We start from the raw sequence: 15,563 nt of genomic DNA on the forward strand, positions 1-15,563 counted from the left end.
CGCGGACGCGAGCGCTTTCTTCAGCGCGTCTTCGTTGATCGGTGCGTTCGCGGCGAGCTTCGCGAGATACGCCTGCGCATTCTGCTGCGTGCGCTGCGCACGCAGCATCGCGCGCAGTTGCTCCTTCACGTCGGCCAGCGGACGCGGCGCGGCCGCGCGGATCTCGATCAGCTTCACGACATGAAAACCCGTGGGCGTCTGGATCGGCGCGGAGACCTGGCCCGGCTTCAGCGCGTCGGCCGCCTGACGGACCGCCGGCACCATCAGTTGATCGGGCACGAAACCGAGATCGCCGCCGTTCGCGGCGCTCGCCTTGTCCTGCGAGTTCGCCTTCGCGAGCGCCGCGAAATCGCCACTGCGCGCGCGGCTCGCGAGATCGGCCGCCTGCTTGCGCGCCTTGTCGAGCGTCGCGGCATCCGCGTTCGGCGGCACCGCGATATAGATCTGCGCGACATGCAGCGCGCGCGGCGCGGCGAACGCGGCGCGGTTCCTGTCATACGCGGACTGAAGCTCCGCATCCGACGGATAGTCGGCCGGCGGCGCATTCACCGACGCCAGATAGCTGCGCGCGACGATATCGCGCTGCGCCTGTTCGACGGCCGCCTGCACCTGCGCCTGCTTGTCCCAGCCCTTCGCTTTCGCCTCGGCCAGCACGGCCTTCTGCGCGAGCGTCGAACGCACGACCTGGTCCAGCGCCGCGGGATCGGCCGCGAGACGCTCGCGCCCTTCCGGGCTCACCGACTTCAGCAGCCCCTCGATATCGGCCTGCGTGACCGACGCCTGCGCGGCATTCGCGATCACGTCGTCCTGCGCGTGCACAGCGAACGGCGCGCCCAGCACGACACTGCCTGCCACGATCGCCAGCATCTTCATCTTCGTCATCATCGTTCGACTGCCCTCTCGATTGCTCTTGGAATGCGGACGCTGCATCAGCGCGCGTCCGTCAACGTCATGTGCAGGACGAGCGGCTGCGCCATCCCGCGTGGCGGCGCCGCGCCGACCGCCCGGCCGACGAGTGCGGCGTACAGCGCCGCGTCGAGCGCCGGTGGCCCGGCCGCACCGCTGTCGACGCACGTCACGTGCCCGTACCGGTCGAGCCACGCGCGCACCGGCAGCACCGGACTGTCGTCGCCGGCCTCGGCCCGTTCGCCGGCCCAGTGCTCGATGCCGGCACGCAGGCGGCACACCGCTGCATCGTCGCCATCGAGCGTCGCCCGCAGCCACTGCGCGATGCGCCGGGCATACGCGCCCCACGCGGCGGGTGCATCGCTCGCGGCTATCGCGTCCGCGTCGTGCCGCGCACGGCCCGGCAGCAGCGCACGCAATGCGGCGCCGATCCTCACTGCGCGGCAGCCTCGACCGCTGCCGTGGCCGCTTCGACGGCCGGTGCGCTGGCCTGATCGCCGGCCGCCACACGTGCCGCCGCTTCCTGCTCGGCCATCGCGGGACGGTTGCGCAAGTGCAGCAGGAATTCCTGGATCAGGCGATCCCACAGCTCGATCGTCGAGCGCAGGTAGCGCTCGGACACGCCGCCCGCGACAACCACGTCCATCTCCAGCGCGAGAAACGGCCCGTGGCTCGCGAGACGCGCGAAGCGCTTGGTCCGGTTCCAGTCCGCGACGAGTTCGGCCGGCAAGTCGCCCTGCACCTGCAGCACGCACGACAACGTGTAGTCGATGAACAGCAGCGCGGCGGGCGGTGCATCCGCACCCTGCGGAGCGAGCGCAGTGGCCGGGTTGCCGAAGCGCACCGCGAAGCCGATGCCCTGGCTCGCGCTCATCAGTTGCACCGCGCCGTTCTGTTCGGCCGCCGTCACGCGGTAGCCCGCGCGGCGCAGCACGTCGGCGAGGCGGTCGGCGCTGATCGCTTCGATCGGCGCGTCGTGTGCCGCGCGTTCGTCGCCGGCGTTCGGTTGCTTGTCTTGCATGTCTGTCTTCCCCGTATTCAACGAATCGATCGGTTCAATCCCGGCTGCGGGCCGCGCGCTCACTGTGCGTTCGCCGCAGCGGCAGCCGACGCCGGTACCGGCGTGGCTGCCACCGGCCGCGCGGCCGGGTCGTACTTGCCCGCATACAGCGCATCGCCGTAGCGTTGCGCGATGTCGTCGTACTTCACGCGCGCCGACTGCGCGAACGGCTGACGCGACGAGAACAGCGTGCCGATCCCGACATGCTCGTACGCGTCGAGAATCTCGTGCCCCACGCGATACAGCTCGGCATTGTGTGCCTGGCAGGTTTTCAGCTGCGTGTCACGCGCGGCGACGTCCTTCTGCAACTGCGTGTGCTGCGCATCGCGGGCACGCGACACGGCGAGCAAGTCCTCATAGGACGACTTGTATTTCGCCAGCGACTTCGCGTCCTGCTCCCGGCCTGCCCGCTCCTGTGCGAGCGCACGCTTCGCGGCCGCCTCGGCGCCCGAGTCGCCGCGCGCGCCCGCCAGTTGCCCCTGCATCGCCTTCAGTTGCGCGAGCGCGTCGTCGCGCTGCTTCTCGGCCGCCGCCTTGTCGCTCTGCAACTGCGCCTGGTTGTCCTGCAACTGGCGCAGCTCCTGCACGGTCGAGCGCAACTGGCTGCGCAGCTTGTCCTCGATGCTCTGCGCGTGCGCGCCGCCGGCCGCGAGCAGCAGCGTGCCGGTCAAGGCGGCCGCGAGCATCGTGCGAGTAATCGTGTTCATGCGCGGCTCCGGTCAGAAGCGAGCATTGAGCTCGATCTGCAGCACGTCGATCGAGACGGGCGGCCCGTACACTTCCTTCGAGCTCAGGTAACGCGCCGACACCCACGTGTCCCGTGCGACCGCATACGCGGCGCCGAGCACGTAGCCGCGCGCGTTGGTGCCGCCGAGATGGAAATCGGGATCGTTGAACGCGTCGAGCACGGCGTCCGGCTGCAGGTACTTGTACGCGATCGAGAAGTTCCACTGGCCCTTCTCGCGCGGCTCCGGCTCGCCGAACGTCGCCTTCGCGAGGAAGCCGTTCGGGCCGCTGCGGTAGTCGGCGCGCGTCGCGTTCACCGACGTCGAATCGTAGTTGTTGACCGGCAGCGACGACGCGGCGAACGCCTTGTTGTCGTTGTACGCGAGGTTGCGCACGTATTCGCCGTCGAGACGCAGCTTGAAGCGATCGGCCACCACCGTGTCCCACTGCGCCTTCAGGTCGAGCAGCCGGTAGTTGTAGGCCAGGCCGAACAGCTGCGGCTGCGGCGTCATCCCCGGCGCGAGGTTCGGGTTCTGCACGATGTTGCGCAGCGCGATCAGCGTGTTGCCGCCCTGCATGAATGCCGGCGCCTCGTTGTCGGTGCTGCAGCTCGTCGCGCCGAGATACAGCGCGCACGGCGACGACAGCGTGCCGCGCATGTTCTGGAAGTCGTAGTACGCGACCGCACCGCGCAGCCGGTTCTTCGCATCGATCTTCCAGTCGGCGCCGAACTGCGCGCCGAGCATCCACTTCGTGTCGCTGCCGGCCTTCTCGGTGCTGTTCGACGGGAAGTTCTCGCTCGTGTACTGGATCGGGAACACGCCGAGCGTGCCGAACAGCGTGACGTCCGGATTCCACGGCAGCGCATGGCGCAGGTTCGCGGCGATCCCGTCCATCATCAGGTCGTCGGAGAACACCAGGTCCGACTTGAAGAACGGATTGTCGAAGCGGCCGGCCGTCAGGTTCAGCCACGATGTCGGCTTGTATGCGAAGAACGCCTTGTTCAGCCAGATGTTCTTCTTCGCGAAGCCGCCGCCCGCGGTGGCCGTGGTCGACACCGGCCCGTTGTCGTTGCCGCTCGCGAGCTGGATGCCGGCGATCATCTCGTCGGACAGCGTCGCCGTCACGCCGAGCCGCGCGCGGTAGCGCAGCAGGTTGTTGCGGTTCTCCCGCGTGTTCTGCGTGGGGATCTGCGTGTTGTTCGTGTTCGAATTGACGTCGAACCCGCCGCCCTGGTTGATCGCCGCGAAGTTCGTCACGCCGTTCGTGTTGCCGCCGCCGTAGAAGTGATACTCGTCACGCACGCGCAGGTCGCCGTCGAGCTTGATCCGCGACACCCAGTCGGGGAACGTGTTCGGCTGCGCCCAGTTCTCCGCCTTCGCCTGCGCGATCACTTCCTGCTTCACCTGGTCGCGGATCTGGTCGCGCACGAGTTGCGGCACGTACGGTACCGCGACGTCGCCCGGCTGCGTCGGCGGGTTGACCACGCCGCCCGCCACGACCGGCGCACCCGACGCACGGGCCGACCTCGCCTGTACGGCCTCGGTGCGCGCCTCGCGGATCAGCTCGTTCGCGTTCTGCTGCGTGAGTACGCCGCGTTTCACGAGCAGGTTGATCAGGTTGATCACCACGCTCTCGGTCGGCGCGGCCTTCCCCGACGCCGCCTGCGCCTCGAGCGATTGCCCGTGCGCGGCGGACGCGCAGGTCAGCCCGAGCATCAGCACCGCCGCGCCGACGCGCGACAGGCGCGCGGGCAGCGCGCCGTTGCGGGGCACCCCACCCCGTCCGTTCATCTTCCGAATCATCGAAGCACTCCGAACAATTTTCGTTTCTTTTCCGGCAGCATCCGTGCGACGGCGCCGCCCCATGATTCTTTCGTCGTTTCGCGTGCGCATCGTCATGCCGGCTTGCGCCCCTGAAGCTTGACGAGCACCGGATACGCAGTCGCGGGCGGCGGCACCTCGTCGACCCTGCCGAGCGCTTCGACCGCCGCGACGACGGCCGCATCGATCTTCGCGTCGCCGGTGGACTGCGCGATCGTCACCTTCGTGATCCGTCCCGACGCGTCCATCCACAGGTTCAGGTTGCCCGCGAACCGCGCGCCGCCGGCCTCCTGCACGCCCTTGTCCTGCTCGATCGCGCGTTGCAGCACGTACACCATGTATTGCGCATAGCTCGCGTTGCCGAACTTGCCGCCCCCGCCGCTGCCCAGCATGCCGGAGCCGTCGCCGGCGCCGATGCCGAAGTTGTCGCTGCCCGCCTGCGCATCGGCGTTCATCGTCATCTGCTGCGGCTGGTTGTCCGACGGCTTCGGTGCCTCCGATGGCTTCGGTGCGATCGTCGGCCGGTCGACCGGCGTCCTGACCTCTTCCTTCACCTTCTCGGGCGGCGGCTTCTGTTTCGGCGGCGGCGGGGGCGGCGGCAACGGAATCACCGTCGTCACCTGCGGTGCGCTCACGCGCTTCACGCCTGCGGTGTCGCCCGCGAAACGCCAGATCAGCGCGGCCACGCCCGCGAGCACCAGCGCGATCGCGACGGGCTTCACGTAGCGGCCGGGGCCCTTGTCCGGCGGGCCGCCGTTGTAGGTCATTTCCATCGCGTCAGCCGCCCTGCTTCGCCTTGCCGGTCACGAGGCCGACTTGCGACAGATCGAGGCGGCGCAGCAGGTCGAGCACGTCCATCACCTTCTGGTACTGCACGCCCGCGTCGCCCTTCAACACGATCGGAAAATCCGGACTGGTCGCCTTCTCGGTGCGCAGCCGGCTCTCGAGCTCGTCCATCGTCACCGGGTACGCGTCGAGGAACACCTGCCCCGAATCGGCCACCGTGATCGCCTTCGTCTTCGGCTTCGCGAGACTCGCGGACGAGCTCGCCTTCGGCAGATCGACCTTGATGCCCTGCACCGACGCGGTCGTCATGATGATGAAGATGATCAGCAGCACGTACGCGAGGTCGAGCATCGGCGTGATGTTGATGTCGTCGTACGGCTTGTCGTCGTCCTGAACCTGCATGGTGGTCTCCTGCGTGCGTCAGTCGGCCAGCACCGCGTGATCGGGCGCGCGGTGCGCTTCGGCGAGGCGCGTGACGAATTCGTCGACGAACACCTGCATGTTCGCGGTCACGTTCTTGTTGCGGATCAGCAGGTAGTTGTAGCCAAACAGCGCGGGGATCGCGACGAACAGGCCCGTGACCGTCGCAAGCAGCGCGGCCGCGATACCCGGTGCGATCGCGTTCACATTCACGTCGCCGGCTGCCGCGATCGCCGCGAACGTGATCATCACGCCGACCACCGTGCCGAGCAGCCCGAGGAACGGGCCGCCCGAGATCGCGATCGTCAGCAGCACCATCGACTTCGACAGCTTCTGGTTTTCGCGCACGAGCGTTGCGTCCATCGACGCGCGGATCGCCTCGATCGACTCAGACGTGATCACCGTGCGGCCGTTGTCGTCCACGCGGCTGTGAATTTCATGCACGCCGGCCTTGTACAGCCGGTACAGCGACGACTGGTACAGGCGGCGGCCGTCGGTGCTCGCTTCGTCGACGTGCGCGAGACCGACCAGGTGACGCCCGGCCACTTCGCGGAAGCGCTGCACGAAATACTGGTTCGCCTTGTCGACGGTGCCGACGTAGCGCGCCTTCGTCCACATCACGACCCACGACACGAGCGCCATGCCGAGCAGGATCGTGATCACGACCCACGCGTCGACGGTCACCGACTGCACGATCACGCCGAAGTAGCCGAAACCGAAGCCCGACTGCTTCTCGTCGGCGCCATAGGCGACGAGCTTCGATTCCGAGCCCTGCGCGAGCGCGTCGACTGCGATTGCCGCCGGCGAGCGAGCGATCTTCGACAGACGCAGTTCGTCGAGTGCGCCTGCGTAACCGGCGAAGCCCGCCGGCGCACCGGTGGTGTCCGCACCGACCGTCGCCGCGCTGTTCAACGCGGGCAGCGTCGAAGCGACCTGCGCGGCCTGCTTGCCGTTCACGTAGACGGTGAGGTTCTTGCCGTCGGCCGTGACCGCGAGATACGTCCACTGGTTCGCGGCGACGGGCGATGCGGCCGGCGTGCGGACCGGTGCCGGATTGCCTGCAGCGCCCTGGACTTCCGCGAACGGCACGCCGTTGTCGAGGCCGATCAGCAGCGCGTTCGCGCCATCGCGACGGCTGTACAGCAGCGTGTTCGGCGTGAGTGCCGACGGCTTCACCCATGCGCTGAACGTGAAGCTGCCGCCGGCCGGCACATTCAGCGACGGGCTCGCAGGCAGCGTCAGCGACCCGTTGCCGTCGAACCGCGCGCCCTTGCCGACGATGCCGTCCTCGACCGTCCGGAACGACGCGTTCTGCGCGTGGTTGCCGTACGCGGTCAGGTCCTTCGGCGGTGCACCCGCCGCGCCGTTGAAGTGGTAGACGAGCGTGTAGTCGGGATCGAACGTCTCGGCCGGCTTGCTGCCGTCCGGCGCCTTCTTGTTGCCGTAGTACATCCAGATCGATTCCGCGGCGCCGGCCGGCATCTTCGGAATGTCGACCCAGATCAGCGCGACGCCGAGCACGGGATCGTATTGCTCGACGTGGTAGTTCAGCGGCGTCTTGTCGTCGGCGGCGACGAAACGGATGTCCGCGCCGTTGTCGGCCAGCCCGTCGAACTGGAAGTTGCCCGAGTGCAGGCGGATCAGCAGCGGCACCCGGCCGGCCGATTCCGCGAGGTTCGCGCCTTTCGCGCTCGCGTCGATCGTGATCGCCTTCCGGTACGACCAGTCGTTCTGCCACCATGCGTTCGCGATGCCGGGCAGCACGCCGAGCATCACCGCCAACAGGAAAAACAAGACTCGCTTCACGATCCACTCCCCGAATGTGCGGGCGCCGCGCTCGTCGCATCGCCCCGGCACGATCAAAAAAAATCCGTCAGAACCCCAGCCTTACGTAGAAATCGAATCGCGGGCTGTACTGCCGCGTATAGACGCCCGCCTTCAACGGCCACCCGGCCTCGAAATCCGCGCTTGCGTACTTCATGATCTGCACCCGTGTGCCGACGCCGACACTCATCAGGTTGAAGCGCGACGTCTGCTCGGGCAGCGGGCTCAGCAGCCACAGGTGCGCCGCGTCGAAGAACGCGTGGAAGCGCCACTCGTTCACGCGGCTGCCGACCGCGCCGCCGAGCCACTTCGCGAGCGACGGGCTGCGCAGTTCGACCGACGCGATCACGCCGCTGTCGGCCGTGTCCTCGGCCTGCATGTAGCCGCGCACGCTGTTCATCCCGCCCGCGGCGAACTGCTCGCTCGACACGAGCGGCGAATTCGAGATCTGCGCGTTCACGTGCGCATTGGCCTGCATGTCGTTCGCGAAGCGCTGCGTGTGGTTGACGTCGAACTTGCCGTACACGAAATCGGGCGTCGCGTTGTAGCGCTTGTTGTCCCATGCGCCCCAGTCGCTGCCGAGGCCGCGGATGTTCGTCGTCACCGACGCGGAGAACGACGTCTGCGAGTTCTTCAGGCTCAGCTGGCCGTTGTACGACAGCGTCACCGGCACGTACGTGAGCGGCGCCGTCGAGCCCGTCTGGCCCGGTATCGACACGTTTTCGTCGAAGTGCTTGCGGTCGATCTCGACGCTGACCGAGTGCGCGTAGGTTTCCGACGCAGGCAGCGAATAGATCGCGGTGAAGCCGTACGTGGTGCCCTTGCCGAGCACGTTGGTGTTCGCGACCGACGCGACGTTGCTGTCCGAATGCACGACCGTCGCGAGAAAGCTCCAGCGCGAATCCCTGATCGGCGCGAGATACGAGAACGCGTAGACGCGCGCATCGTTCGGATGCTGCGGCGCGAGCACGTAGGTGCCGGAAACCACGTGGCCGAGCTGCCAGAGATTCGAGTAGCTGAGGTTCGCGGTCGTGCGCAGCGTCGACGTGCCGGGACTGTTGTCGTTGTTCAGTTCGAGCGAGCCGTGCAGCGGGCTGTGATCGTCGACCTTCAGGTCGACGTCGACCGTCTGCGGCAGCGCGCCCGGCTTGAGGATCGGAATCACCTGCCGGTCCGCCGAGCGGTTCAGGTCGGTGAGCTGCTGCTGGGCCTGGTTGAAATCGGGCACCCGGCCCTCGGCCAGCGCAGGCACCGCATCGCGGATATTCTGCGGCGAGTTGTATTTCGCGCCGTCGACGCGCAAGCGCCCGACCTTCGCTTCCGTCACCTGCAGCAGGATCACGCCGTTCTTCACCTGCTGCTGCGGCAGCTCGACGACGACCGACTGGTAGCCGCGGTCCTGGTACGCCTTCTGCAATGCGTCACGTGCGGCGTTCACGTCGGCGAGCGTGCGGCCCGGCCCTTCGAACGGATACACGGCCTTCTCGATCTCGAGCGCCGGCAGCGTCGTGTTGCCGCGCACCACGAAGGCATTCACGTCGAACGACTGCGGCGCGGCCGGTGCCGCCTTCGCGGCCGGCGCGGCTTCCTGCGCGTGAATCCCCGGCGCGAAGCCCAGCCCACCGGCCAGCACGACACCCGCCAGGCATCGGCAGTTCAGCCGCCATCGTTCGCGTGACTTGCGGTCTACTCTCGGCGGCATGCGCCATTCCCCTTTGTTGTTCCGGATCGAAGCTTTGCGCACCGCGCCAGCCGTTCGCTCCGCTATCAAATGCCTGTTTCACTTTGATGACGATTTATTCGTCATCCTTAGCATGGTCTGTGCATTTCTTTCCCCGATTTCCGTGCCCGGTGCGTTCAAGCGCATCTACCGGAAAGGACGAAGCGAATCCGGAAAACCCGCAACCTTCGTCGCGCATCGTCGCGATCGGCTGCCTGCCGACGCATCGGCACTGCTGCGTCGATCGGCAACGACCATCGTGTGCGGCGCACGAGTCGCCGCTCTCACCTACCTAGACGGAACCGGGCGCGCATTGCCGCAAACTTTTTTTGCGGGCCCTCCAACTGGCCGTCCGGCTCGACGCCGGAAGCAGGACACGGCCGCCAGCGTGCGGCCTGCAATGCGCGCGCAACGAAAGCCGGCGCGAATCGCGCGGCGCGTTGCGCTGGAATGTGCGTGGCCCCCGTTTCGTGTTCGTATCGTCTGCCGTGGCTGCCAGGGCTTCCTGGAATCGCGCGTGCGCGATCGCCGGCAAACGTGTTGCCGCCCCGAAGGCGGCGCGCCCGGCGCGTCACCCTCCCCCTGCGTGCGGCACGACAATCCTCGGGTTTCAACCGGGAAGTTTTTGTGACATTCCGCTGAAGATATGCACGAGATGCGCGCGAGACCGTTTCCGCGCACCGCACGCGCGATGCGGCGCCGCGACAAGCCTCCCGGCAACGAGAAATCCTGCGGTTTGCGGCCGTCCGCTTCGTCCTAGCTATTGGGTAAAAACATCAACGACCGGATCCCTCCATGTCATTCGCGACGATGTTCGTACGGTGGCTCGCCGAACGCCTGTCCGGCCATGCCGCGACCGCACGCAGGTTGCCGCCCGCCGCCTTTGCCGCGGCGCGGCGCCCGCTGCGCTGGCGCGCGCCCTGGCTGGCCTGGCACCTGCTGTCGTGGGTCGTGCTCACGTTGCTCGCGCCGCCCATCTGGACGATCGGCACGCTGCTGCTGATCGATGCGTCGAGCGACCAGCCGCTGTTCTGGATGCTCGCGATGGCGATCGTGCCGGTCGCGAACGGCGCCGCGATCGTCGCCGCGAACCAGCGCCATCACCGCACGCCGTTCACGCGACGCTCGACGGTCGCGCTTTACCTGTTCTTCGTCGCGATGGCCGTCGGCTGCGCGCTGTTCCTGCTGCTGCTGTGGCGCTCGCATGCGATCGCGTCGCTGGTCGGCCCGCTGGCGCTGACGACCGACGGCACGCATCCCGCGACGCTCGCATTCTGGGTGGCCGGGCTCACCGCGATGTTCGGCGTCACGTCATCTGCACATGCGAGCATCGCCCATGCGTGGCTGGCGTTCGTGGACTGAACACGGCCGCACCGCCCTTGCAGGAGCATGCGAATGCATCGATATGGAAGGTCCGGCAAAGCACGGCTGCTACGCGAACGCGGCATCGCGATCGTCACGGTGCTGCTCGTCGTCGCGCTGGCGGCGACGCTCGCGGCGAGCGTGCTGTGGCGCCAGCAGGTCGCGACGCGCGACGTGGAAAACCAGCGGCTCGCGACACAGACGATGTGGGTCGAGCGTGCGGCGGTCGAATGGGCGCGTGCGACGCTGCGCGCGCAGAGCGCGACGTCGAACGTCACGTTCGTCGGCCAGCCGTGGTCGTCACCGGCCGCCGATGTGCAGCTTGCGGACCTGCTGCCGCCCGACGCCGCGGCGGTCAATGCGGAGCTGTCGCGCGCGTGGATCTCCGGCCACGTCGAGGATGCGCAGGCACGCTTCAACCTGACGAACCTCGTGACGCGCATCGCGCCCGGCAAGCCGTGGCAGGCCAACGGCGAAGGCGTGCTCGCGTACCGGCGGCTGCTGAGCCAGCTGTCGCTCGATCCCGCGCTCGCGCAGCAGACGGCCGACTACATGCTGCGCTCGCTGCGCGACACGAACGGCCCCGACGGCTGGCCGCTGCAGCTCGTGTCCGTCGACGATCTCGCACGCATTCCCGGCTACGACGCGCATGCGATTGAGACGCTGGCGCCGTTCACGACGATCCTGCCGGACCTGACCACCGTCAACGCCAATACCGCGGCCGAGCCCGTGCTCGTCGCCGCGATTCCGACGCTGTCGGCCAGCCAGGCCAGGCGGCTCGTCGACCGTCGCGGCACCGCGTATTTCGTCAGCACCGGCGATATCGCCGAGTACCTGTTGCCCGCGCGCGGCGGCAATCCGACATTGCCGGACGGCTCGACCGTCGGCGTCAACAGCCTCTACTTCATCGTGCATTGCCGCGTGCATTCGGCGCGCATCAACGCACGCGTCGACACGCTGATCGCGCGCTACGGCAGCGGCAATTTCACGTGGACGTCGGTGATCTGGGTGCGGCGGCTGACGAGTTGAACGCAGCGCCTGCGCGCCGCTTCTCCGGCTAGTTCAGCGGCGATTCGCTCAATGCGACCGAACGCATGCCCTGCGCCGCCGCGCAGTCGAACGACAGCCGCGTAAGGCTTGTCTCGCGCACTTCGCCGAGCAGCCGGTTCCAGTCGTCGATCGACACGAGCAGCGCGATCGGCCGGTTGTATTTGGTGACCATCACGAGCGCCTCGCCCGCGTGCCGCAGCGCCTTCGACGGATTGCTGCTGAAGTCGCGCGTCGCCATCGCGATCGTGCGCAGGCTGAACACGTTCGCGGCCGGATCGCCGCCGTCGTCATGCAGCAGGTGTTCGAGCGTCGCCGCGCGCAGCAGCGCCTGCGACTTCGCGGACAGCCGGTTGTCGCGGCGCCTGCGCCGCTCGCTGCGCGGATCGACGTGCACGGCGAGCATCCGCACGATCTGCCCGAGCGTCGCTGCGGGCAACTGGTCGTAGCGTCGCCACCAGTCCGGCGGCAGCGCGATCATCATCCCGGCATAGGTTGCGGTGACGCCGTCGGCGATATGCGACGGCACACGTTCCGCGTCGCGTTCGTCCAGACCGAGCGCGCCACCGACCACACGGGTCATCACGCTGAACGCGTTGTACGCGAGCGCCGCGATGCCGCTCGCGAGCAGCGACGCGCGGGCGGGCACGCTGCCGAACAACATGCCACCGAGCGCCGGTTCGAGCGGGAACGGCAGCGCATCGCGCCAGCGCCGGCGCGCCAGCTGCATCACCTGGCACGCGTCGAACTGCTCGACCGGCAGGTTCGTCAGCACCGTGACCGTCGCGCCCGGGTGGCCGTCGCGCCCGTGGCCGCACCATTCGATCCGCCTGAGCGTTCCGGCCGCTTCACCGTCGCCCGCGATGCCGACGTCCTGCGCGCGAACGTCACCGCCGTCGAGCGGGCCTGCATCGCGCCAGCCGCCGAGCGGCCGGCATGCGGCCGCGCCGCCATCGTCACGCAATACGAATGCGCCGCCGCGGCGCGGCCAGCCCGACACGATCGCGTCGGTATCGAAACGGCCGTCGACGATCCACAGCTCGCCTGGCCTGACGGTTTCCAGCAGCGCGCCGACGAACGCGCGTTCGTGCCACCGGCCGCGTTCGACCGGCAGCAAGTCGACGATCATCGCAAGCTCGGGATCGTAGACCGGCATCACTCGCGCGCCGGTCATGCCCAGCTCCGCGTCACGCGCCGGGTCGTCACACGCGCGGCCGCAGCCGCAACCGCCGGGCGCGCAACTGTCGCCCGTGCCGTCGAGCACACGCAGCCGCATCCCGCCGAGCGTGCGCCCGCGTTCGTCGGCTCGCGCCGCCGCGACGGGCAACAGCAGATCGACGCTGTCCCTGACGAGCGCACGCCCCCAGCCGGCCCGCCAGCGGCTCATGCCGTCGTGAAGCGCGGCCACTGCGGCGCCGGGCGCGGACGACACGTATCCAGGCACCCCGAGCGGCATCTGCGACGTCGGCATCTGCGCCTGCGCGGCAATCGCCGCGATCGCGTCGACCGCCAGCGCGAACAGCGTCTCGCGGATCGACTCGTCGTCGGGCTCTTCGTCCGCGTCGGCAACCATATCGATCCAGTCGTCGTGCAGCGCGCACTGCAGCACGAGCCGCGTCATGATCGTCATCGGGCTCTGTTCGACGAAGCGTTCCACAATCGTGCGCATCATCCAGTCACTCCACACTGTTCAGCCGGGCACACTCTCACTTGACGGACCGCCCGCGACCCCGCAGCATCGTGGGCGACCGGACCCGCGCGACGGCGCGCCGCCGCGGCGGTCCGCCCGCAATCGATGCACGAGGCACCGGCATGTACGTAGATCCCCGCGTGGCCCACGGCCGCGCCCGGTTCGACCTGAGCGGTTCCCCGCGGCTCGTCGCCGACGAGCGCCGCTGGGAAATCAGCGACGTGGTCACGCGCGGCCTCGACGATTTCACGGGCGTGCGCAACCGCCGCAACCTGATGCGGCTGCTCGAACGCCAGATCGCGCCGAAGCTCGCGCGCCTCGGGCTCGAGCCGTACGTCGGCGCGCTCGGTCATGCCGAAGGGTTGTTCGTCAACTTCTCGACGATGAGCGCCGAGCACGGCCTGCGCGAATTCCAGCTTCAACTGACGGTGCCCGACCTCGTGCTGCGCAGCTTCGCGTCGAACGTGATCCGGCCGCACGCGGTCGCGCGCTGCATGCAACGCAACGGCGTAATGTCGCTGGCGGAAATCGAACACGAAACGCGCATCGCGTTCGTCGCGGCGCGCGTGATGCGCTCGCTCGCCCTCGCGGAAGGCTGGCAGCAGATCGGCGTGCCGACGCCGCACGGGCTGTTCGTCGGCGCGCTGACCGACGCGCACGACGTCGCGATGAACACCTATTTCCGGCCCGGCGACAACGACCGGCCGTCGCGCTGGAGCGGCTTCTCGGCCCTCTTCTCGACGATGCCGGACTGGCGCCCGGAACAGGTCCGGCACGGGGGCGATCTGCTGCAATGGATGGTCAACCATATCGTGGCCCTGCAAGAATCAGCACCGTTCGTCGAACGCTTTCCCTTTCTGCGCGAGCCGCTGCGCGATGCCGGCGATCCGCTCGACGCCGCCTGGAACGGCGCACGCGCCGGCCTGCAACCCGGGTCGCCATCCTGAATCGTGAATCCGGGCTTGCGTGACGCGGCCGGCACGTACTCGGCACCTGCCCGCCACCGTGCGTGAACGGTGATCCGGGAGCCCATTCAGGCCCCCGTTCCCCTGTCTCCGCGCTACAGCCCCTCTGCACAGCCCCCTCGCTCTCTCATATACAAGGTCGAAGCGGGCCCGCATAACCCGCAGACTTTCTTTCAGCGCGTGCGCCACGGCACGAGCACGCGTGCGATTGCGCACCACACCGGTGCGCGCAAGAAAAGCCGCCGCGTCAATGCGTGCGCGTCGGCCCGCCGGGCTCCTGGCGGCCGACCGTCTCCAGCACGGCCCACATCCAGATCAGCTCGCGGACCGTGCGTGCATGCTCGTCGCTCTGCGCGCGCCAGCGCGCGAAAGCGTCGAGTTCCTGTTCCGTCGTGTCGCCGGTGCGCAACCACAGCAACCAGCGCACCGCGCCCTCGCGGATCGCATCGGCGCGCGTATTCGCGTCGCCGGGATCCGACTCCCGTTGCGATTCGTTCATGATCACGCCACCGCCCGAAGCTCCATCGACACACATCCCCCGCACCGCGCATCGCTGCACGGCCGGGGCGCTTGCCACCCACGCCTCGGGTCCGACGACGTCACACCGGGCCGCCATGACAGACGGCCCGGCGTTTGCCGGCCCTCATTGATCAAGTCGTATCGGACGGCCGTAACCCGCAGTGCGCGGACAGCCGGAAGCGACGCGAACGCATCGCCAGCGGGAGGAAGAAGGGAAAGTGGAACGCGGGAAGCCGGTCAGCTCAGCAGCACGATATTGCCGGGCAGACGCGTGATGTGCGCGCCGTACAGGCGGCCGACCATGTCGATCACGTCATCGAGCCGCGTGATCGGGAACTGCGCCTGCATCCGGTTTTCGCCGAGCGACGCGCTGCGCAGGATGACCTTGCCGCGCCGGTAGCGGTTGATCTCGTCGACCACTTCGGCGAGCGGCACGCCGTTGAACACCAGCATCCCGCGTCGCCATGCGCTGACCGCGCCCGGATCGATCCGCGACACGGGCTGCACGCCGCGATCGTCGTAGACGACCTGATCGTCGGCCGTCAGCGTGCGTGCGCCGCGCGGATGCTCGAGCGCGACGGTGCCGGAGAGGCAGGTCACGCAGACCAGCGAGCCGGTGCGCCGCACGTTGAAGCGCGCGACGGTCGCCCGCATGCGGCCGCCGCCCGCAACCACGGTGACGGGCTGGATCGGCGTCGCGCGGTCGGCCGGCGGC

Annotated in this window: 14 protein-coding genes and 1 pseudogene; 3 read left to right on the forward strand and 12 right to left on the reverse strand. The window is 68.4% G+C overall.

Going from position 1 to position 15,563, the window contains the following annotated elements; all coding sequences use genetic code 11:
• From G3O06_RS40955 to G3O06_RS40995, 9 genes are all read right to left on the reverse strand, one after another.
• The coding region (locus G3O06_RS40955; RefSeq protein ID WP_205819493.1) for a peptidylprolyl isomerase at positions 1 to 885 on the reverse strand (885 nt) is incomplete at its 3' end.
• 44 nt (positions 886 to 929) lie between these two features.
• Positions 930 to 1,343: a hypothetical protein gene (locus G3O06_RS40960; protein WP_205819494.1), complete on the reverse strand. Its 414-nt coding sequence runs from the start codon at positions 1,341 to 1,343 to the stop codon at positions 930 to 932.
• On the reverse strand, positions 1,340 to 1,927 hold the full coding sequence (locus tag G3O06_RS40965) for a YbjN domain-containing protein (protein ID WP_205819495.1): 588 nt from the start codon (positions 1,925 to 1,927) through the stop codon (positions 1,340 to 1,342). Before G3O06_RS40965 ends, G3O06_RS40960 begins: the two co-directional genes overlap by 4 nt.
• A 59-nt stretch (positions 1,928 to 1,986) precedes the next feature.
• Positions 1,987 to 2,673: a hypothetical protein gene (locus tag G3O06_RS40970; RefSeq protein ID WP_205819496.1), complete on the reverse strand. Its 687-nt coding sequence runs from the start codon at positions 2,671 to 2,673 to the stop codon at positions 1,987 to 1,989.
• A gap of 12 nt (positions 2,674 to 2,685) precedes the next feature.
• The gene (locus tag G3O06_RS40975) at positions 2,686 to 4,497 is read right to left on the reverse strand and encodes a putative porin (protein WP_205819497.1); all 1,812 of its coding nucleotides are present in this window, start codon (positions 4,495 to 4,497) and stop codon (positions 2,686 to 2,688) included.
• A gap of 92 nt (positions 4,498 to 4,589) precedes the next feature.
• Positions 4,590 to 5,288: a TonB family protein gene (locus tag G3O06_RS40980; RefSeq protein WP_205819498.1), complete on the reverse strand. Its 699-nt coding sequence runs from the start codon at positions 5,286 to 5,288 to the stop codon at positions 4,590 to 4,592.
• Positions 5,289 to 5,292: 4 nt separating this feature from the next.
• The gene (locus tag G3O06_RS40985; protein WP_021161942.1) at positions 5,293 to 5,703 is read right to left on the reverse strand and encodes a biopolymer transporter ExbD; all 411 of its coding nucleotides are present in this window, start codon (positions 5,701 to 5,703) and stop codon (positions 5,293 to 5,295) included.
• Positions 5,704 to 5,721: 18 nt separating this feature from the next.
• A complete protein-coding gene (locus tag G3O06_RS40990; protein WP_205819499.1) occupies positions 5,722 to 7,527 on the reverse strand; it encodes a MotA/TolQ/ExbB proton channel family protein in 1,806 nt (601 codons plus the stop codon).
• A 67-nt stretch (positions 7,528 to 7,594) separates the two neighbouring features.
• The gene (locus tag G3O06_RS40995) at positions 7,595 to 9,247 is read right to left on the reverse strand and encodes a ShlB/FhaC/HecB family hemolysin secretion/activation protein (RefSeq protein ID WP_241020496.1); all 1,653 of its coding nucleotides are present in this window, start codon (positions 9,245 to 9,247) and stop codon (positions 7,595 to 7,597) included.
• A gap of 813 nt (positions 9,248 to 10,060) precedes the next feature.
• Here G3O06_RS40995 and G3O06_RS41000 point away from each other — a divergent pair.
• Both G3O06_RS41000 and gspK read left to right on the forward strand, forming a co-directional pair.
• On the forward strand, positions 10,061 to 10,627 hold the full coding sequence (locus G3O06_RS41000) for a hypothetical protein (protein WP_174911540.1): 567 nt from the start codon (positions 10,061 to 10,063) through the stop codon (positions 10,625 to 10,627).
• Positions 10,628 to 10,660: 33 nt separating this feature from the next.
• Positions 10,661 to 11,656 (forward strand): type II secretion system minor pseudopilin GspK, encoded by a 996-nt coding sequence (gspK, locus tag G3O06_RS41005; RefSeq protein WP_205819500.1) that lies wholly within the window; start codon positions 10,661 to 10,663, stop codon positions 11,654 to 11,656.
• 28 nt (positions 11,657 to 11,684) lie between these two features.
• Here gspK and G3O06_RS41010 read toward each other — a convergent pair whose 3' ends face one another.
• Positions 11,685 to 13,346 (reverse strand): type II toxin-antitoxin system Phd/YefM family antitoxin, encoded by a 1,662-nt coding sequence (locus tag G3O06_RS41010; RefSeq protein WP_205819501.1) that lies wholly within the window; start codon positions 13,344 to 13,346, stop codon positions 11,685 to 11,687.
• Between the two features lie 140 nt (positions 13,347 to 13,486).
• Between G3O06_RS41010 and G3O06_RS41015 the strand changes: the two genes are divergently transcribed.
• Positions 13,487 to 14,311, forward strand: coding sequence for a hypothetical protein (locus G3O06_RS41015; RefSeq protein ID WP_174968851.1), 825 nt, complete (start codon positions 13,487 to 13,489; stop codon positions 14,309 to 14,311).
• 265 nt (positions 14,312 to 14,576) lie between these two features.
• On the opposite strand, the gene G3O06_RS41020 is transcribed toward G3O06_RS41015, so the two are convergent.
• Together G3O06_RS41020 and G3O06_RS41025 are read right to left on the reverse strand one after the other, a co-directional pair.
• Positions 14,577 to 14,828 carry a DUF4880 domain-containing protein gene (locus tag G3O06_RS41020; protein WP_241011610.1) on the reverse strand — a complete coding sequence of 84 codons (252 nt, stop codon included), beginning with the start codon at positions 14,826 to 14,828 and terminating at the stop codon, positions 14,577 to 14,579.
• A 257-nt stretch (positions 14,829 to 15,085) separates the two neighbouring features.
• Positions 15,086 to 15,563, reverse strand: a pseudogene (locus G3O06_RS41025) (iron dicitrate transport regulator FecR); the annotation flags it as partial.

This window comes from Burkholderia sp. Ac-20345 (genome assembly GCF_017104825.1).
Classification (GTDB): domain Bacteria; phylum Pseudomonadota; class Gammaproteobacteria; order Burkholderiales; family Burkholderiaceae; genus Burkholderia; species Burkholderia lata_B.

Bases quoted from the DNA above. Each gene is read 5' to 3' on its own strand.
- G3O06_RS40980 (WP_205819498.1), bottom strand. From the start codon at position 5,288: ATGGAAATGACCTACAACGGCGGCCCGCCGGACAAGGGCCCCGGCCGC.
- G3O06_RS41020 (WP_241011610.1), bottom strand. From the start codon at position 14,828: ATGAACGAATCGCAACGGGAGTCGGATCCCGGCGACGCGAATACGCGC.
- G3O06_RS41010 (WP_205819501.1), bottom strand. From the start codon at position 13,346: ATGATGCGCACGATTGTGGAACGCTTCGTCGAACAGAGCCCGATGACG.
- G3O06_RS40970 (WP_205819496.1), bottom strand. From the start codon at position 2,673: ATGAACACGATTACTCGCACGATGCTCGCGGCCGCCTTGACCGGCACG.
- G3O06_RS40975 (WP_205819497.1), bottom strand. From the start codon at position 4,497: ATGATTCGGAAGATGAACGGACGGGGTGGGGTGCCCCGCAACGGCGCG.
- G3O06_RS41000 (WP_174911540.1), top strand. From the start codon at position 10,061: ATGTCATTCGCGACGATGTTCGTACGGTGGCTCGCCGAACGCCTGTCC.
- G3O06_RS40965 (WP_205819495.1), bottom strand. From the start codon at position 1,927: ATGCAAGACAAGCAACCGAACGCCGGCGACGAACGCGCGGCACACGAC.
- gspK (WP_205819500.1), top strand. From the start codon at position 10,661: ATGCATCGATATGGAAGGTCCGGCAAAGCACGGCTGCTACGCGAACGC.
- G3O06_RS41015 (WP_174968851.1), top strand. From the start codon at position 13,487: ATGTACGTAGATCCCCGCGTGGCCCACGGCCGCGCCCGGTTCGACCTG.
- G3O06_RS40995 (WP_241020496.1), bottom strand. From the start codon at position 9,247: ATGCCGCCGAGAGTAGACCGCAAGTCACGCGAACGATGGCGGCTGAAC.
- G3O06_RS40985 (WP_021161942.1), bottom strand. From the start codon at position 5,703: ATGCAGGTTCAGGACGACGACAAGCCGTACGACGACATCAACATCACG.